Origin of the sequence: Pseudonocardia sp. ICBG1293 (genome assembly GCF_020131355.1) — a bacterium.
Taxonomy (GTDB): domain Bacteria; phylum Actinomycetota; class Actinomycetes; order Mycobacteriales; family Pseudonocardiaceae; genus Pseudonocardia.
In genome coordinates this window covers 191732-209253 of sequence record NZ_JAHLEL010000044.1, presented here as the reverse complement: position 1 = coordinate 209253, position 17522 = coordinate 191732, and the positions used below count along the sequence as shown (strand labels likewise).

Here is a 17522-nt window from a genome sequence, read left to right as displayed (position 1 = left end):
GTCGACCACCCCGGGGGGCCGGACGGGCAGGACCCCTCGGTCGACGGGGCGGTCCGGGGGCCCCGGTACGTCACGGACATGCTGTTCGACCTGCGCCGGATCGAGGTGGTCCCGGGCCGGTGGGTCAGCGAGCTGACGGTGCCGATCGAGCTGGTCGGGCCCACTGCGTATGCCGCGCTGCTGGTCGAGCGGGTGCGGACGGCGATCGACGTCGAGCTGAACCGGCGCTATCTCCTGCCCGACGACAGCCAGCTGCATCTGCTGGTGGATGTCGAGGTCGTCGAGAGCTCGGAGCGGGCCCCGGACGACCCGGACCGCGTCCGGGTCGACGTCACGTCCCTGCTCTGGAGCCCCGAGGAGCGGACCTGGAGTCGGGAGGCGCCTGCGCTCGATCTGCTGCGCGACGTCATGAGGAGCGTCGGGCTGCCCCCGCGACACGTATGGCGGCCCCGGCTGAGCGAGGCCTCGGGCGCCGGGCTGATGGCGCCGCACAGCACTGATCCCGGCCTGCTGGAGCCGGAGACGCGACTGCTCGGCGAGATCCTCCGGACCGGGCCCGCCGTACGGGACATGCCGTTGTCCGCCGGCGATCCCGGGACGCCGGCGACCCACCCGGGTGATCTCCGCGCGCGCCACACCGCCGGAGATCCCGCGATCGTGGCCGGTGAGACCGTCAACGGGGCGCCCGTGCTGCTCGACACGGCCTACCTCGACGTACGGCGGACCTTCAGCCGGAACGGAGGGACGACGATCCCCCTCGGGATCTCCGCGCATCCCGACGGATCGATGCTCGACGGGCGTGACCTGGGTCCCCGGCCACTCGGCTCGCTGCTGCACGTCGAACCCGGCTCCCGGCCCGGTGACGCGTCGCCGGTCGTACTGCGTGGAGCCCCGCCCCGGGACATGCCCTGGGCGGTCCCGGCACAGTCCTGGCTGCCCCCGCTCGTGGTGGAGGCCCAGTGGGACGGTGGGTTCGTCGTCGTGCCGCCGCTCGTGGTCGAAGCACACTCCGGGCGCCGGCTGCCGCCGGGAACCACGGTGTGGCTCACCCCGGAGACGTTCGCCCTGGTGGTGCAGCGGTCCCCGGCGTTCCTGGCCACGGAGGGCCGGCTCCGGTCGTCCCGGATCGTTCTCCTGCTTGCCGGAGGGGACACCCGAGGCGCTGTCCGACGTCGAGCTCTGGGCGCGGGCGATGTATCCCTTCCGCGGGTCGGTGTTCGTGGCGGGGGGTCCGGTCGCAGCGGTCACGGCCGACGGGCATGTGGGCATCGCGGTGCGCGACAACGCCCCGTGGTCGCAGATCGGGTTCGGCGAGCTGCCCGATGCGCCGCCCCGGCGGCTGGTCCTCGAGGACACCGGCCTCCCGGACCGGACCGACTCGGCCTCGGAACCGGCTTCGGACTCGGACACCGGTTCCGACGTGCCCGGCACCGGCTCCTTCCCGGCCGATCCCGGCGACTCGCGCATCGTGCCGCCCGCACAGGTGCCCGTGTCCCGGGTGTGGCTCCGGTTCGCCTCCGACGGGTCGACCGAGCTGGCCCCGGACCGGGTGAACGATCGTCCCGCCGAGCTGCAACGCCTGCACGGCGTGGTCGACCGGTGGGTCACCCGGACGCTGGCGCAGCCGGATCCCGCACAGAACGTGGCCGACGTGCCCCGACTGGAACTGGTGACGCACGAACCGAGCGACGGGAACGCGCTCGCCGCCGGCCGGCTGCAGACCCTGCGGGCCGCCGTGCAGGCCCGGTTGCTCGACATCGCCGACCGGTGGCGCGCCGTAGTGACGATCGACGACCTGACCCACCGGGTCGACACGACCGTCGACGACGGGCCACACGGCCCCGGCGCCGGGGGCGTCCACGTCCTCGTCGAGGATCGGGCGGATCCGCCGCGGGTACGCCGCGGGCCGCTGTGGACCGAGCCCGGGCCGTTCGCCGAACCGATCGCGGATCCGCTGCAACCGCACCAGTGGGCGCACCGTCGGGCCGCGGCGGCCGTGGCGCACATCCGGACCGTCCACTTCCGGGAGAAGGCCGAGCCGTCCAGCCTGCGGGTGGACCGCCCGGACGACCCGCGGGCGCGTCTGCACGGCCTGGTGGCGGACCCCTCGCACAGGTTCGTGTCTCCCGTGGCCCTGGACCTGCGACGGATCGAGGTGACGCCCGGACGATGGGTGGACGAGGTCACGGTGCCGATCGAGCTGGCGGGACCGGCGGACCAGACCGGGGTGCTCGCGGACCGCGCCCGGGAGGCCATCGACAGCGCGCTGAACGGTCTCCACCGGTTCCGGGACGGCAGCCAGCTGCACGTCCGTCTCGACATCGTCGAGGTCGAGGTCGAGGTCGAGGTCGAGACGCCGGCGCCGTTCGTCGCCCACCTGGCCGAGCGCCACCGGGTGCACGTCCGGACGGACGGGGTGGGAGCCGACCAGCTCAACTGGCCGTTGGAATCGCCCGGAGGCATGCTCGTACACGAGGTCCTGCACTTCTTCGGCCTGTCGGACCGCTATCGCGGCGGTTTCCAGCTCGGAGGTGTCCACGATCGCGACGGAGTCATGGGCGAGGGCGCCCACCGTGGGCGTCCTCGGCTGCGGCAGCAGGATCTGGACGCGATCGAAGAGCTGCTCCGGACCGGACAGGTGGTGCGGGACGCCCGGTTGCCGGACGGGGACCCCGGTGTCGCCGCCATCGATCCGTCCGACCTGGTGGCGCGGCACACCCAGGGTGACCCGGCCGTCCTCGAGGCGCGTACGGCCGACGGGACGGCCGTGCTGCTCGACGCCGGTGCTCTCGGTGACCTCGGGATCAGAACGACCCAGCGTGCGCACGGCGGCGGATCGGTACCGCTGACGATCGGCCTGGCGCTGGGATCGGCCGGGCAGAGCCTGGCAGACACGGAGCTCGGCGCAAGACCGTTCGAGTGGGTCCCCCACACACGGCAGGGCACGGGGGGCTACTTCCCGCAGCCCGCCGGCACGGTGGCTCCGTGGGTACGGCCCGGGGCGGAGACCTACCGGGCACCGTTGCTGATCACGACCCGCTGGGACGGCGGGTTCCGGGTGACCGCACCGGCCGGGGCCGCGGTGATCCGGCACGACGGACGAGTGCTGCGGACGGACACCGAGATCGTGCTGGACGGGCGCACGCTCGCCGGTCTGACACGGCAGAACGACGCGTTCCGTGACGCGGACATCGGCAACAACCTCCGTCGCCCGTACCTGCTCTGGATCACCGGGGCTGCCGCCGACGCGGTGCTGGACGGTGTGGCCGAGTGGGCGCGGGCCATGTACCCGTTCCAGACGACGACCTACCTGCCGGCCGGCGAGCTGAGCGTCGTCAGGTCTGCGAGCCTGACCACGCTCGCGGTGCAGGACGATGCCGGGTGGTACGTGATCGAGCCCGGCCGGACGGCCGCCGACGTCCCTCAGATGAGCCGGCTGACGTCCAGCACCGCCCCGTCCGTCGAACCGCCCGCCACCGGTCCGGGGATCGGGCCCGTCGCGCCGTCGAACGCTCCGCAGGGACCGCCGGGAGCCCCGGCCGCCGCCGATGCGGATCGTACCTACGGGCCGCTGGTCGAGGGACTCCCGCTACGGCGGCAGGAGGCGCGCGGCCGGACCGCGACCACGCTCGTACCGAACCCGCTGCTCCACCCGCTCGGGTCGCTGCCGGCCTCGGTGCTGCGTGAGCACCGCTCGGGGACGTGGTTGTGGATCGTCGACGCCGACCGGGAGATCATCCTGGGCCACGAGGACCCGGCCGCGATCCTGAGCCGCGAGGAGCAGGAGGAGCTGTACGCCGTGCACGGCCGCGACTTCCGCGCCCGCACCGACGACCCGGTGCGCGAGTTCTTCGCCTCGCTGGCACGCCGGGGTCACCCGTCGCTCATCGCGGTCCTGCCGCCGGGCTCCGACCGTGGCCCGCTCGGGCGTGTCGGTGGCGAGCTGCTCTGGTCCGACGAGGACGGTGCCTGGCGGCTGAGCACCGCGTCGCACCGCTTCACCGACGAGCTGGCGGTCGGGCACCGCAGCCGGGAGATCGAGCGGTGGCTGCGGAACGTGGCGGTCCGGATGGCCGCCCACCTGGGCGAGCCGGTCATTCCCGTGCATACCGCGTCCCGGGACCCCCTCGAGCACCAGGTGCGCAATCCCCGGCCGGCCGAGCCGATGGCGGATCTCGCCCCCGACCTCCGTGCCCAGGCACTCGGACCGGTGGTCCACGACGGGCAGCCCGCCGAGGCGCGTGCGGTGCCGGCGATGACGCTCACCGAGGCCGCCGACCTGATCCAGGAGACGCGCGGCAGGCGGGCCTGGATGCTCCGGTTCGACCACGAGGGCGTCCCGCACGTCACCTGGACGGCGGCGGATCTCCCCGCCGACTTGCAGCAGGGGATGCATAGCGCCTACCGCGACCGCTACCCGCAGGGCGAGCTGGCGGCACTGCCGGTGCCGGAGTTCATCAAGCGGCTGGCGGATCTCGGCTTCCCGGCGATCGGTCTCACCTTCGGCCCCGTCGGTGCCCCACGTCCCGCCCCGGCCGGGCACCACTGGTTGGGCCAAGTCACCTGGGACGAACGGCGAGGCGCGTTCCTGCTGGTCAACCACGCCGGCCCGGTCGCGCTGCCGGAGATCGACGCCCATCCGCTGATGACGACCGCGAGCCGGACGGTCCACGCCGCCCAGGAACTGGCGGACGTGCTCGGCTCCAAGGTCGTCCCGCTGACCTTCGGACACCGGGTGGACCGGGTTCTCGAACGCGTGGAGCCGCCCCCGCCTTCACCGGTGATCACCCCCGCCCCCGGGAGGGCTGGTCACCGGCGGACGCGGCGAGCATCGCCCCGGCCGTGGCGGAGCGCGTCGCGCGAGCCCGGACGGCGGCGGAGCTGCCCGCCGGCGAGCCGGTGTCGGCCGGCGAGGTGGAGCTGGTGCTGGACCGGCTGACCCTCGACCCGGCCGAGGACCGCGCGGAGACGACCGAGCGCGTCGCCGACCGGATCGCCCGCGACGATCTCGCCGTCCGCGAGCACCCCGCGGTGGAGGGGCCGACGTCGTGGCGGCCGCCGGGGCGGATGGACGAGGACCTGCGGGCGGAGGTGGCGTCGGCGGTGCGGCGGTCGGCCGGGCGGCAGCTCTCACGGGTCGAGGTGGCGGGGGTGTTCGATGCCTACCTCCGGCGGTGGACGCCGGGCCGGCACGCGGCTCCGACGACGGTGGCGGAGTTGGCGTCGTGGGTGGTCGCGCTCGGCTATGAGGGGGGTCGCGGGTTGAGGGGTGGCGCCGACGGGTCCACCGATGCCCGTCGCGTCCTGCCGCCGGCTCCGAGCGCCGCCGAGCGCGCACAGTGGGACGAGACGACGGACCGCTGGGTGGTTGCGCTCCGGACCGCACCGACCGACGGGAGCGGCGGGCTGCCGCGCCTGGTGCTGCACCACCGGCCGGTCGACGCCGGCCCGAGCGCGGGACCGCTCGACACGTTCCGGCTGACCCCCCAGCTCGACCAGGCTCTGCGGGCAGTGACCTCCCGCTACGCCGGCCACCTGCCCGAGGACGTCGCGGCCGCGGACCTGATCGACACGGTCGTCCATCCGGGAACGGCGGACGGCCCCTCGATCGTCGAGGCCCGGATTCAGCCCGCAGGCCCCGCGGACGGGCCTCCGGACGGCGGGGGAGGACCGTCGACCGGGCCCGGCCCGTTCCTGCAGACCTCGAACCCGCCCCAGCCCGTCCTGCCTCCCGACAGCACTCCGGACACCGATCCCGGCGACGACACCTCCCGGCCCGGGCAGGACGTGCCGGACCCGATCGCGCAGAGCGATGACCCCCGCCCTGTCACCCCCGAGCCCGGTACGGCGGCTGACGTGGCCCGGGTGCACGCGGCGATCCGGGAGCAGGCGGCGGCGCGGCGGGGCCACCGGGCTGCGGCGGCGCTGGACCAGCTCGCCGACCTGATCGAGGAGATCGAGCACGCGCACGCCGAGCGGCGGCTCGCCGATCTCATGGACGACCGGGACCTCCGGACGGCCGCCGACCGGCGCCTGATCGGACTGCAGGCCCGCCGCACCGAACTCGACGGTGTCCTCGACGACACCGTCGAGGACACCGTGCGCCGCGAGCTCGACGCGCTCGGCCCGGCCCGCGAGGTGCGTCGGCAGTCGGATCGACCGGAGCCGGGCCCCGGGACCGGCCCGGAGCGGACCCGTTGGGAGCTGACGCTCGATCCGATCCCCGAGACGGACGAACCGGGTCCACCGGAGCCCGCCGGGGCACGGTGGTCGGCCCCTGCCCAGCCCGCCGACGGCTCACTCCCGGCCACCCCCGACCCGGTGTCCCCGATCGCCACGGTCGCCGAACCTTCCGCCATCCCGGCCGGCGGACCGGACGTGCCACCGGGCACCACGCACCACGGCGTCACGGACACGGGGTTGGCGGATCCGGCGGGTCCGGTCCCGTCCGGCATCGAGTTCGCGGCGCGTAGCCGCACGATCACCGGCGAGGCACGGGCGGCGTTGGACCACATCGCCGCCGAGATCCGCCGCAGACTCCCGGCCGCACGCGCGCAGGGCCGGTACCTGCACATCGACGTCGTGGGCGACGGGCACGGCAGCCGATGGCGCTCCGGTGGACGGGCCGGAACCGGTGCCGAGCGGGCCGGCCTGACCGCGGCGGCGGTGCGCGCGGCCCTCGGCGAGCTGGGGGACCGGGTCGTCATCGACAGCCGGGCGGCGACGGACCTGCCGACCGGCGAGCGTCCCGAGCCGTCGTCGTCCGCCCGGATCACGCTGTCCGAGCGTGACTCCCGCACCGTGATGGGCCGCCGCGGTGGTCGCGAGCTGCGCGAGGAGCAGCCGGTCGTGCACCTCGGGGCACCCGGTGGCGTGGTCGACCTCGCCGACGTCGACCACTGGATCCGGGCCACCGGTGATCCGGACCGGGTCCGGGTCTGGAGCGTTCCGGGCGACCTGCCCGCCCCGGCCGCAGCAGCGCTGGCCGGGCGTGGCGTGCGCGTCGACGACCCGTCGGGCGTCGTGCACGCGGCGGTCGGCCCGGTCGACCCGGCCGCGCTGGGACCCGACGCGTGGCGTGGGCTCGTCGGGTACTCGGTCCTGCTGGCCCACGGCGACGTGTGGGCCGGGCCCGGCGTGCGGCCGGAGGGGCTGGACCTGACGGCCGCGCCGCCGCTGCCCGTGACCGACGGCACCGGGGTGCCGTACCTACCCCTGCTGGTCCGCGGCGAGACCGTCGCCACCACGGGGATCGTGGTCGGTGGGCGGGGATCGGCCGTCGTCGCCGATCTCCTGCGGACCCATCGGGCGGACCCGGCCCGGCTGCTCGACGACGCCGTCGTGGAGACGGCGTTCGCCCGGTTCCTCGACCCCGACCGGACCGCGACGTTGCGGGCGGACCTCGCGGCCGGTCACTACCGGGCGGCCGACCCGCTGACCGCCGCGGAACCGGCCGCCTGGTACCACCTGGAGACGGTGCCGGAGGACGCCCTGCGCGCGGAGACCGACGCACCCTGGATGGTGCGCACCGACGCCGTCGGCCGGTTGTTCGCCGGGAACCCGGACCTGGGTACGCGGAACCCCCACACCCTGCTCGACGTGCCGGCGCTCCGGCGCGCGACCCCCACGGTGCGCTCGGCCGATGTGGACGCGACCTGGCGGCTGCAGTGGACCGTGGAGCCGGAGGGCGCCACCTGGCGTCTCCGGCACACCGCGGAGGGGCCGGAGACCGGGCACGGACTGTCCCCGTCGGAGCGGATCCGCTCCACGTACGCCGCCGCCGCCCAGGCCGGGCACCTTCTCGGCCGGGAGATCGTCCCGGTCGTGCCCGGCATCGCCCGGCACGAGGGCGCCGTCCGCACTCCGGACGGCGTGCCGGCCGGCGAGCTGGCCCGGTTGCAGGAGGTACACGGCCCGACCCCGGGCGAGTACCGCTCGGGGATCCAGTACTCCGCACGGTCCCGGCCCATCGACCGGGTCCGTGGCGCGATCCTCGATGCCGCAGACGGACGCCGGTCCTGGACCGTGGTCGTCGACTCCGCCGCGCGGGTCCGGATCGCCCGGGACCCGGCGGAGCTGCCGTCGCTGTTCTGGTCGGACACCGCTGCGAACCGCAACATCTCCGTTCCCGGCGGGACGATGTCGGCCACTGCGTTCCGGTCCTGGCTCGTCGGTGCCGGTCATCCGGCGCTCCCCGTCCGGATCGTGGACGACGGCACCGTGCGAGCCGTCATGGATGACCGCGCCTGGACGGGCGAGCTCCGGCTGCGTGACGGCCGCTGGGAGGTGTCCAACGACCTGCGCGCCGCCGCGGCCGACCAGCTCGATGGAACGCAGCGGGCCCAGAACGCGCAGTGGACCGGCGCCGTGGCACAGGAGATCGCGGACACGCTCGGTGTGACGGTGGTGCCGGTCACCCACGTGTCGGACGGGCCGTTGGGCCGGATTTCTGCGACAGGGCTCCCCGCCGACGGCGATCTCGATGCCGACGACGCCGCGTCGAACTCGACGGCCTCGTGGTACGACAGGCGCCCGTCGGCCGCGGACGCCCGGTCGACGCTGTCGGGGGACACCGATCTGACCGCGTTATCCGCCGATCCGGACGGCCTCGCACACGCGGGCGCCGCCGCGTCCCGGCTGGACGCGATGACCGAGCTCCTGCTCGATGCCGGCGAACGGTCGCCCGCGGCGGCGGAGCTGCTCGACGGTCTCGGCGGGCCGGACGGGCACGTCAGCGACGTCATGTGGTCCAGCGACCCCGGGTCGGCCGTGCGGTTCGTCCTTGCGGAGCTGGTTCCCGCATACGCAGACCTGAGCCTGCGGGACCCGGATACCGTCGCCGGCACCGTGGCGCGCGTGGTGGAGGCCGTGGCCCCCTACCTGGGAGGTGCCACGTCCGACCGGACCGCCGGCCTCGCCGTCGCCCTCGACCGTGACCAGAGGGGACCCGAGACCCCCAGCGGCCTGGGCCCGTGGCGGGCCGCCGCCATGCTGTTCGCCGCGCTCGCGGTGGTGGAGGACTCGCTCGCCGCGGCGCGGTCCCCGCGCCAGGAGGGCACACCGCCGCGTGACACGACCCCCGCCTCCGACGGTGGTGACGGAGTCCCACCGCGCACCGCCCCTGCGCTACCCGGCACCGGACCCGGGGGGCCTCGTGGTGTGCCGGGGGGCACCACCGAGCCGGAGACCCGCTCCGCCGGGAGCGACGACATCAGCAGTATCGGCACCGACTCCGGAGCCGACACCGGCGACCTGGGACACGGCTCCGGCCCGTGGACGACAGTCCTGACATTCCGGCCCGCCCACCGTCTCCTCGCCCGCGAGCACGACACGGTCCTCGATGCCCTCGCCGACCGGATCAACGAACACAACCGCCGGTCCCGGGATGCCGGGACCCCGCGCGCCCGGCTGCTGATCGAGGGGGACGCGCACGCCCTCACCCTGCCCGGGGGGCCCGACCGGCAGCAGCGCGGTCACGACCGGGCCGTCGCCGTCGCGAAGGCGCTGAGCCGCCGCCTGGACGAGCCGGGCCTGATCGAGGCCGCCCGCTCGGTCCTCGCCGACCCCCGGTCCCCGACCCGGCCGGCGCCGAGCGGCACGGTGCGGATCACCGTCGTCGAGCCGGAGCAGGTCGTGCTCGCCGACCGCGCCGCACCGCACCAGCAGGCGGACCCGGGCCGGGTACACCTGGGTGGTCTGCACGGCGCGCTGGACCTCGACGTGGTGAGGGGCTGGGTCCGGGCCGTCGGCGACCCGGCCCGGGTGATCGTGTGGGCCGACGGCCTGGCACTGCCGGGGGAGCAGCGCACCGCGCTGCGCCGGCTCGGGGTCCGGGTCCGGGAGCCGCGGCTCGCCGGGGTGCTCGCCCCGTACCCGACCGCCCGCGCCCGCTGGGCGGCCGCGCCGCCGGCACGGCGCCAGCTGATCGCCTCGGCCGCGGTGCTGGACCGGTTCGGTGGGATCTGGGCCAACCCCTCGGTGCGCCCGGCCCACGGCCTGGACCTGAGCGTGTTGCCCACGCTCCCTGCGGGTGCCCGGAACGGGGTCCCGCTGCTGCCGCTGCTGCACACCGACGGCGGCGGGCTCCTGGTCTCCGGTGGCACGCCGACCGACCTGATGGTGGCCCCGCCGGGTGCGGACTTCCTGGCCCGGCTGCTGGAGGACGTCGACGCTCCGCGTACGCACGGCGCCGACCTGCTCGGACACTGGGGCCGGTTCCTGGACCCGGCCACGACATGGGTCCGGCGGGAGCTGCGGACCGGGCGCTGGCGGCCCGACGACATCGCGCTCGCCCCGTGGCGCGGCGAGGTCGTCACCGACGCCGGGATCTCCGGCTACCGCCACCTCGAGTCGGCGACCCCGCGCCTCGCCGACGACGTCGCCCGCACCATCCGGGAAGCCCTGGGCGACGGCCGGATCGAGGGACTCGACGAGCTGACGTCCAGCCTGGAGATCGCGCCGCGGACATTCCGCGGCGACGGCCGGACCTTCCCGCTGACGGTCCGGCGGCCGCGCCCCGGCCCGCTGCCGGCCGCCACCGAGACCCGTCAGGTGCGGGTGACCCTCACCCCCGAGCGGGGCGCGGCGGTGGCGGCACCGGCCGATGCGGGGACGACCGCGTCGCAGATCTTCCGGCGGAACTCACGGGCCACCACCCTCGGGGACCGGGAGAAGATGAGCGTCGGCGTCGCGCTGCGCGCCGATGGCAGCGAGTCCGGGGTGCTGGCCGGCGGTGGGGTGCTGCACCGGGTCACCGACGGCACCGAGACGACGGTCATCGACAACCCGTTCGGTGAGCGGGGTGTGACGACCCGGCACGGCCCGCCGGCCCCGGCACCGGCCCGGGTGGACGTCCACCTCGCGGCGACGCCGTCGGCAGCGGCCGTCCGTCTGCGGGTCCGCGGCGATGTCGAGGGCTGGGAGGTGTCGATCCGGCCGGCCGTGGAACCGGCGCGCAGCAGGCGCCCCGACGAGGGGTTCCGGCGCGCTCTGAGCGCGGGTCTGCACGTCCGGGCGGAGAAGCACCGCTCGGTGCTCGAGCAGGTGGCGGACCTGCTGCACCCGGAGACGATGCACCCGGACGCCCCGGGGCGCGAGGCACTGGCCGACTTCCTGTCCGACGACCAGATCTTCGACCGGATGCCCGACCTGCTCGGGGACTGGGTCCAGTCCGGCCAGCTGTACGGACGGGGCCGGGTGTCCGCCGCGACGGCCATGGTCGAGATGCGGTTGCTCCCGCTGCGCTGGACCGAGCTCGGTCCGATCGACGCCTCGGTGCTGATCTCCCAGCGCTACGAGTCGAGCCTGTCGGTCGCGCGCCTGGCCGGCCTCTACGACCAGTTGCTCGCCTACGGCGGCTACCGCGGCGCGGCGGACGCCTCCGGGCAGTTCGTCGGGGCCGAGTACAGCGAGAGCCGCGAGCGGTACCGGGGCTCCCGCGAGGACCGCCTCGACCTCGTGCGGCAGATCCTGGAACTGAGCAGGGGACTGCACGCCGTCGACGTCGACCTGCGCCTGGAGATCCGGGTGGTGCACGGTGCCCGGACCGGCGACGGCGGGTCGCGCCTCGACCAGTACCCCCTGCCGTTCCGGGCGGTGCGTCGCGAGGAACCGGCCGTCGTCAGCACCACCGTCGGCCTGAGTACGGTCCTGGCCCGCACGCTGATGGAGACGGGTTCCGGTGGCAGGCACCTGCCCCCGTACCTGGCGCACCGTCTGGGCTTCGGCCGTGCCGTGCCCGTCTCACTGGGTGACGCCCCGCGCCTGCTGCGCGAGCAGGCCGTGGACCTGCTCGGGACGCTCGACGGTTTCGACGAGCTGATCCCACGCCCCCGAACGCGGTGCCGCCCGGCTCGCCCACGGCTCGGACCTGGCCCGTGCCGGCGACAACGGCCAACGGCTGGAGGCGTTCCTCAGCGAGGTGTCGCTCGCGGTGCACCTGGACGAGACGGTCCAGCACGCGATCCGCCGGACGTTCGTCCGCCGTGGCCTGCGCCGGCACACGTTCGCCACCGTCGAGGTGCGGCAGGAGATCCTCGACGCCACCGACACCGGGCCACTGTCCTCGGCCCGTGTCAAGGGCAGCCACGGGTCCGGGCACGGCACCACGGAGTCCGCCGGCTCCAGCCGCCGCACCTATCTCGGGTTCCGCGGCACCGTGCTCGGTGCGGCGGAGGAGGCGGGCGTCGGTCCGATCGGCCGGTTCGGGTACAGCTACCGCCGGGGCACCGACATGACGGCCGGAATGCTGGTGAGCTCGCGGGAGACCAGCGACCACGCCGCGGACGCCCACCTCGTGACCGGCCGGTCGCGCTGGACGATCGAGGTCCGGGTCTGGGAGCGGGAGGCCCCGTGGCGCAGGCTCCTGCAGCCCGGTCTCCCGGGGCGGCACGTCCCGCAACTGACCGGCCCGGAGGGCGCGGCGCCCGAGACCGGACGGCACGCCGTCGAGTCGGCCTGGTCGATCACCCTGGCCCCCGACGAGCTGGTCGCGGCACCCGTGTCGGGGCCACAGACCGCGGCCCGGCTGCTCGATCCCACCGACCCCGGTCCGGCGGACGATGCGCTGCCGCTGCGGGCCACCACGACCTTCAGCTGGTTCGGCGGCGTCGCGCAGCTGCACGAAGGGGTCGATCGTGCCCTGGTACGGGCCTCCGACGGCGACGCGGCGGCGACGCTGCCCGGCGGCGCCGGCCTCGAGGCCACGCACGCGCTTGTCGGCTCGTGGCTGCCGGGGCACCTGCGCCGGTTGTTCGGGCACCCGGTACGCGGCCCGGAGTTCGCCTACCAGCGCAGGCTCCACGACCTCGTGACCGGCGTGACGGCGTCCGCCCGGCTGTTCGACGCGCGGTACGACCACGACGCCGGGGACGACCGCAACGGTGTGCCCCGGGACGTCGCGATCCTGCGACGCAGCGACCAGAGCGTCGCGCAGGCGACGTCGGTGCGCCACGAGCTGGGAGCCGGCGGCGGGTTCCGCTCGGCGGACCTGTCCTACGACCCGGCGATGCAGCCCGGGGACGCGCCGCGGGTCGCCGGTCGCGGCGGGCTCACCAGCCGGTTCGCCGTCTCCCGGGAGACCGGCGGGAGCAGCGTGGTCTCCGCCGGCTTCGAGGTGAGCCTGTCCGCGACGCTGCACACCCACCGGGTGCGGGCGGCCAGTCTGGTCACCCTCGTCGCGACCGGCCGCCGCAAGAACCTCCTCGTCGACGCGGTGCTCACCTTCGCCCGGCACAGCCCCGAGCACACCCGGGACCTGCTCGCCGCGCTGGCGATCGTGCGGGCGAGCGGACACCCGGCAGTGCAGCCGGCGGGCCGCCGGGCGGTGGAGCGGGTGTTCCACCCCGACGGCGCCCACCTGCGTGTCCCCGAGGAGCAGATGCGGGAGTGGGGCCTGCTACCCCCGCCGCTGCCCGCCGTCCGGCACGACGGTGCCCGGCGGTGGGCCCTTCCGCCGACGATCGTCCCGTCGAACCCGATCCCGGGGATGCACCACGTCGAGGACGCCGACCGGTACACCCCGGTGCTGCAGGACCTCGTCGACCGGCTGCGCCGGGACGGGGTGCCGGGACTGTCCTCCGACCAGGTCGCCTCGCTCGCCGGTCAGCTCGAGACCTGGATGGTCGGCGACCTGGTCGGGAGCACCCTGGGCGGTCTGCTCGGGCACGGCGTGACCACGATGCACGGCGCACGGACGATCGCCGGGTTCGACGACGTCATCGCACGGGTCCGGGCCGTCCCGCTCGACGACGTCGCCGTCGTCGACGTCGTCCTGGACCGGTGGCGCATGCGCAACGAGCAGTACGGGGCCCTGACCCGGCAGGAGGGCGTCGTCGACGCGGCCGGGGCGGAGGCCGAGCTGCACGGCATGCTCGGCGCCCGGGGGGCGGACGCGGAGAACCCCGGGGCGTCGCACGCCGGGATCGGTGGGCCGCAACTGGAACCCTCGGGCAGCGCCGACCGCCGCCGGTACCGGCGCACGGCGCTGCGCGAGACCCGCGCGGTGAACCACGCGGGCCCGGTGGCGCTGCTGGGCGGACGGGTCCGCTTCGAGCTCGACGTCGAGCGCGGGCACCGGGTCGTGGCCGGGCCGCGCAGCGATGCCGAGGACCTCGTCTTCCGGGTGCCCGCGACCGGGCTCCGTTCGTCGGCCGACCCGGACCGGGCGGGGGAGGCGCTGCGGCGTGCGGCCGGGGACCGGGTCCTCGGTGCGGTGGACGTACCGGGCCGGCGGGCGATGGTGCTGGCAGGCACCGACGCGGTGCGGCTGCGGTCGGAGGCACAGGCCCTGCTGCACGGCGACCCGGCCGTACCGGCCGGGCTCCGGGACTCGGCCGGCGTGTCCCGGGCGCTGGACGTGCTGTTCAGCCCGGAGCTCTTCGGAACGATCGTCGGCCGCGTCCTCGCCGGGGTGGAGGAGGTCGCGACCGTCTACGACCCGGAGGACCGTTCGCAGCGGTTCACCGTGCGGCTGAGCGCCGTGTTCCACGAACCGGACACCCTCGACCTCGACCACCAGACGACGATGCACTACGGGACGACCGGTGCGGATTCCCGGTTCGAGCGCCTCACCGACCAGCACGCCCTGGAATGGGGGCCGGCCGGGGTGCCCGACCTGCGGCACGGCGACGGCGTCCGCAACACCGGGCAGGTCGACCCGGTGGAACGTGAGCGGGGCGGTGGCGAGGCGCTGCGCCCCGGGCTGGCCGATCCTCGCGCCAACATCCACCGTCCGTCCGGCCCGGTCCGCCAGGTCGGCGGGGCGACCCACTACGTGCTGACCCTGTCGATCCCGCCGGATAAGGGGACGGTGCTCGTCCGGCCCGCGGACGACGCGGCGCCCCGGCCCGCGGTCGCGCCCGCCCGGCCCACGGAGCTGCGCTCCGAGCTGACCCTGCACGGCCTCACGTTCTTCCTCGACGAGCCGCTGGCCGCGCAACGGCTCGGCGCGCTGGGCAGTGCCGTGCACGACGCGGCGGCCGTCCGGGACCGGGCGGCCCGTGCGTGGGCGGACGCGGAGGACCGGCTCGCCGCCCTCGGCCGCCGCCGCGACCGCCTCGCCGACGACCTGGCCGGGCCCGAGCGCGCGGAGTTCGACGTCGTCGTCGAGGCGGACGACGCCCGGGACCGGGCCGCCGCGCACGCCGCGGACGGCCGTCCCCGCGCGGCGGTCCGGCTGGAGCGCCTCGCCGGGCTCCTCGACGACCGCTCGCGCCTGGCGGCCGAGATCCGTGACGCACGCGAGCGCTGGGAACGCACGCAGGTGCGGATGGAGCGGGCGCTCGCCGTCGAGCGTGCCGAGCGGCGGCTCGCCACCGTGGAGCGGGACGTAGCGCGACGGCAGGAGGACGGGCGGGACGTGACCGATCCCGTCACCGAGCGCGACCACCGCAACGCCATCACGACGGTGCGTGCCCGGATCGAGCGTGAGCGCACCGCGGCGCGGCACGGGCTCCGCCTCGCCGAGGTGGCGACCGAGCACTCCCTCGATGTGTCCCGGGCGGAGCAGGATCTCCGCGCGTCGACCGGATCCGGCCGCCGGTTGTCCGACCTGGAGGACCGTGCGGTGGAACTCGTCGCGGGACTCGACGACCCCGCGTACCGGGAGATCATCGGGACCCGTTCCGCGACCGACGCCCGGTCCGCGGCGCAGGCGCACCGGGACGCAGGACGGGCCGACGCCGCCGCGCGGCTGGACGACCTCGCCGGGCTCCTCGACGAGCGGGCCGCGGCCGAGGCGGACGCCCGCTCCGCCCGTGCCCGCGCCGACCGGTCGCGGCACGAGGCGGAGCAGCAGGTCCGCGACGGGCAGCCGGCGTCGCCGAAGGGGTCGCGGCCGGCGGCGGACGACGGGATCGTGCCGGCCGGGCCGGGGGATCTCGCGCCGGAGTACCCGTGGCGGGGCCGGGTGGACGCTCCCGAGCTGCATGTCAACGAGCGGTCGGCGGTGCGTGCGGCGATGGTGCGGGAGGATCCGCGGCCCGGTCTGCCGGAGTTGCCGTTCGGGCGCGAGCTCGACCAGCTGGTGGATCATCTGCGGGAGCGGGCCGGTCTGGGTGAGGTGGGGCCTGCGTTGACGGGAGGTCCGCGGCAGGACGTGTTCGTGGCGTGCCTATGCCGAGCTTCACGGTCGGGAGGCGTTGGAGCGTCCTCGTGGGCGGGGGGTGTCTCTATGGGTTCGTCAAGCGGCGGCGAGTTCTGGATCGGGGTTGTTGACCGTGGGCGGGTTGTAGGGGCGGCGGTCGCGGAGCATGGCGTAGATGACGTCGGTGCGGCGTCGGGCGAGGCAGATCAGGGCGGCGTTGTGTCGTTTGCCGGCGGCTCGTTTGCGGTCGTAGTAGGCGCGGCTGGCGGGGTCGGCCAGGGCGGCGAATGCGGACAGGAACAGCGCGGATTTCAGGGCGTGGTTGCCGCGCTGGGATCGGGTTTCGCCTTTGATCGAGGTGCCGGAGCGGCGGGTGACTGGGGCGAGGCCGGCGTAAGCGGCGAGGTGCCCGGCGGTGGGGAACCCGGAGCCGTCGCCGACGATGGTGAGGATCTTGATGGCGGTCCTGACCCCGAGTCCGGGCATCGAGGTCAGGACCGGTCCAAGAGGGTGGGCCTCCAGGCGGGCTTCGAGCTCGTCGGCGAGCTGGTCGCGTTCGGTGTGGACCTGGCGCAGCTGCCCGGCGACGCCGGTGATGACACGGGCGAACGCGGCCGTGCCGGGAACGGTCAGGCTCTGGGCGTCGAGCGAGGTCAGGATCTGGGCGGGAAGGGTGCGGGCCAGTCGAGGCGACCGGGCCCGCATCGTCTCGGCGATCCCGTCAGCGCCGAGCTCTCGCAGGGCTTGCGGGGTGGGCGCGGCCGCGAGCAGGTCGAGCACGCCACCGCGGTCCAGGCGTGGCCCGAGCAGGCGTTCCAGGGCGGGATGAACATGCAGCAGGGCGTCGCGCAGCCGGTTCGTCAGCCGGGTGCTCTGCCCAGCCAGGTCATCGTCGTAACCGGCGAGCACAGTGAGTTCGGCGAGGGTCTCGTCGTCGGTGCCGACCCGGCGCAGGGTGTGCGGCATCGTCCGGGCGGCCTCGGCGATCACGTGGGCGTCGCGGGCGTCGGTCTTGGCCTGCCCGGGATGCAGGTCGGCGATGCGGCGCATCGCCAGCCCGGGCAGGTAGGCCACCGTGATCCCCAGATCACGAGCGACGGCGATGGCCAGCGCTCCGATCGAGGCGGGCTGGTCGATGACCATCAGCACCGCGCCGTGCTCGGCCAGCCCGGACAGCACGGTGCGCAGCGCCGATTCGTCGTTGGGCAGGGCCTTGTCGTGCACCCGCTTCCCGTTGGTGTCGACCGCGCAGGCGTGGTGTTCGGACTTGCCCACGTCCAGGCCGCAGAACACCGCGAACCCGGTCGGGTGCTGGTCAGGATCGGGCAACCGCCGCTCCCTTCTCGTCGCGGCAGGCCGACCACGAGCACCCGCGCCGGCAGCCACGTTACGAGCAGACCACACGGGTCAGGTCTCTATCAGCGGTCGTTGGCGCCCT

Annotated in this window: 7 protein-coding genes; 1 reads left to right on the top strand and 6 read right to left on the bottom strand. The window is 75.3% G+C overall.

The features are described 5' to 3' along the window. The first annotated feature begins 1138 nt into the window (after positions 1-1138). Positions 1139-4939, top strand: coding sequence for a hypothetical protein (locus KPF47_RS20895; protein ID WP_224390426.1), 3801 nt, complete (start codon positions 1139-1141; stop codon positions 4937-4939). A gap of 1358 nt (positions 4940-6297) precedes the next feature. On the opposite strand, the gene KPF47_RS20890 is transcribed toward KPF47_RS20895, so the two are convergent. From KPF47_RS20890 to KPF47_RS20865, 6 genes are all read right to left on the bottom strand, one after another. Further along, positions 6298-7113, bottom strand: coding sequence for a hypothetical protein (locus KPF47_RS20890; protein WP_224390935.1), 816 nt, complete (start codon positions 7111-7113; stop codon positions 6298-6300). Positions 7114-7209: 96 nt separating this feature from the next. After that, entirely contained in the window at positions 7210-7416 is a 207-nt protein-coding gene (locus KPF47_RS20885) for a hypothetical protein (protein WP_224390934.1), read from the bottom strand. A 1170-nt stretch (positions 7417-8586) separates the two neighbouring features. Beyond that, entirely contained in the window at positions 8587-8730 is a 144-nt protein-coding gene (locus tag KPF47_RS20880; RefSeq protein ID WP_224390933.1) for a hypothetical protein, read from the bottom strand. A 396-nt stretch (positions 8731-9126) separates the two neighbouring features. Next, a complete protein-coding gene (locus KPF47_RS20875; protein ID WP_224390932.1) occupies positions 9127-9702 on the bottom strand; it encodes a hypothetical protein in 576 nt (191 codons plus the stop codon). Positions 9703-10641: 939 nt separating this feature from the next. Next, a complete protein-coding gene (locus tag KPF47_RS20870) occupies positions 10642-11691 on the bottom strand; it encodes a hypothetical protein (RefSeq protein ID WP_224390931.1) in 1050 nt (349 codons plus the stop codon). A 4489-nt stretch (positions 11692-16180) separates the two neighbouring features. Then, positions 16181-17413 carry an IS110 family transposase gene (locus KPF47_RS20865; protein ID WP_224386690.1) on the bottom strand — a complete coding sequence of 411 codons (1233 nt, stop codon included), beginning with the start codon at positions 17411-17413 and terminating at the stop codon, positions 16181-16183. Positions 17414-17522: the final 109 nt, after the last annotated feature.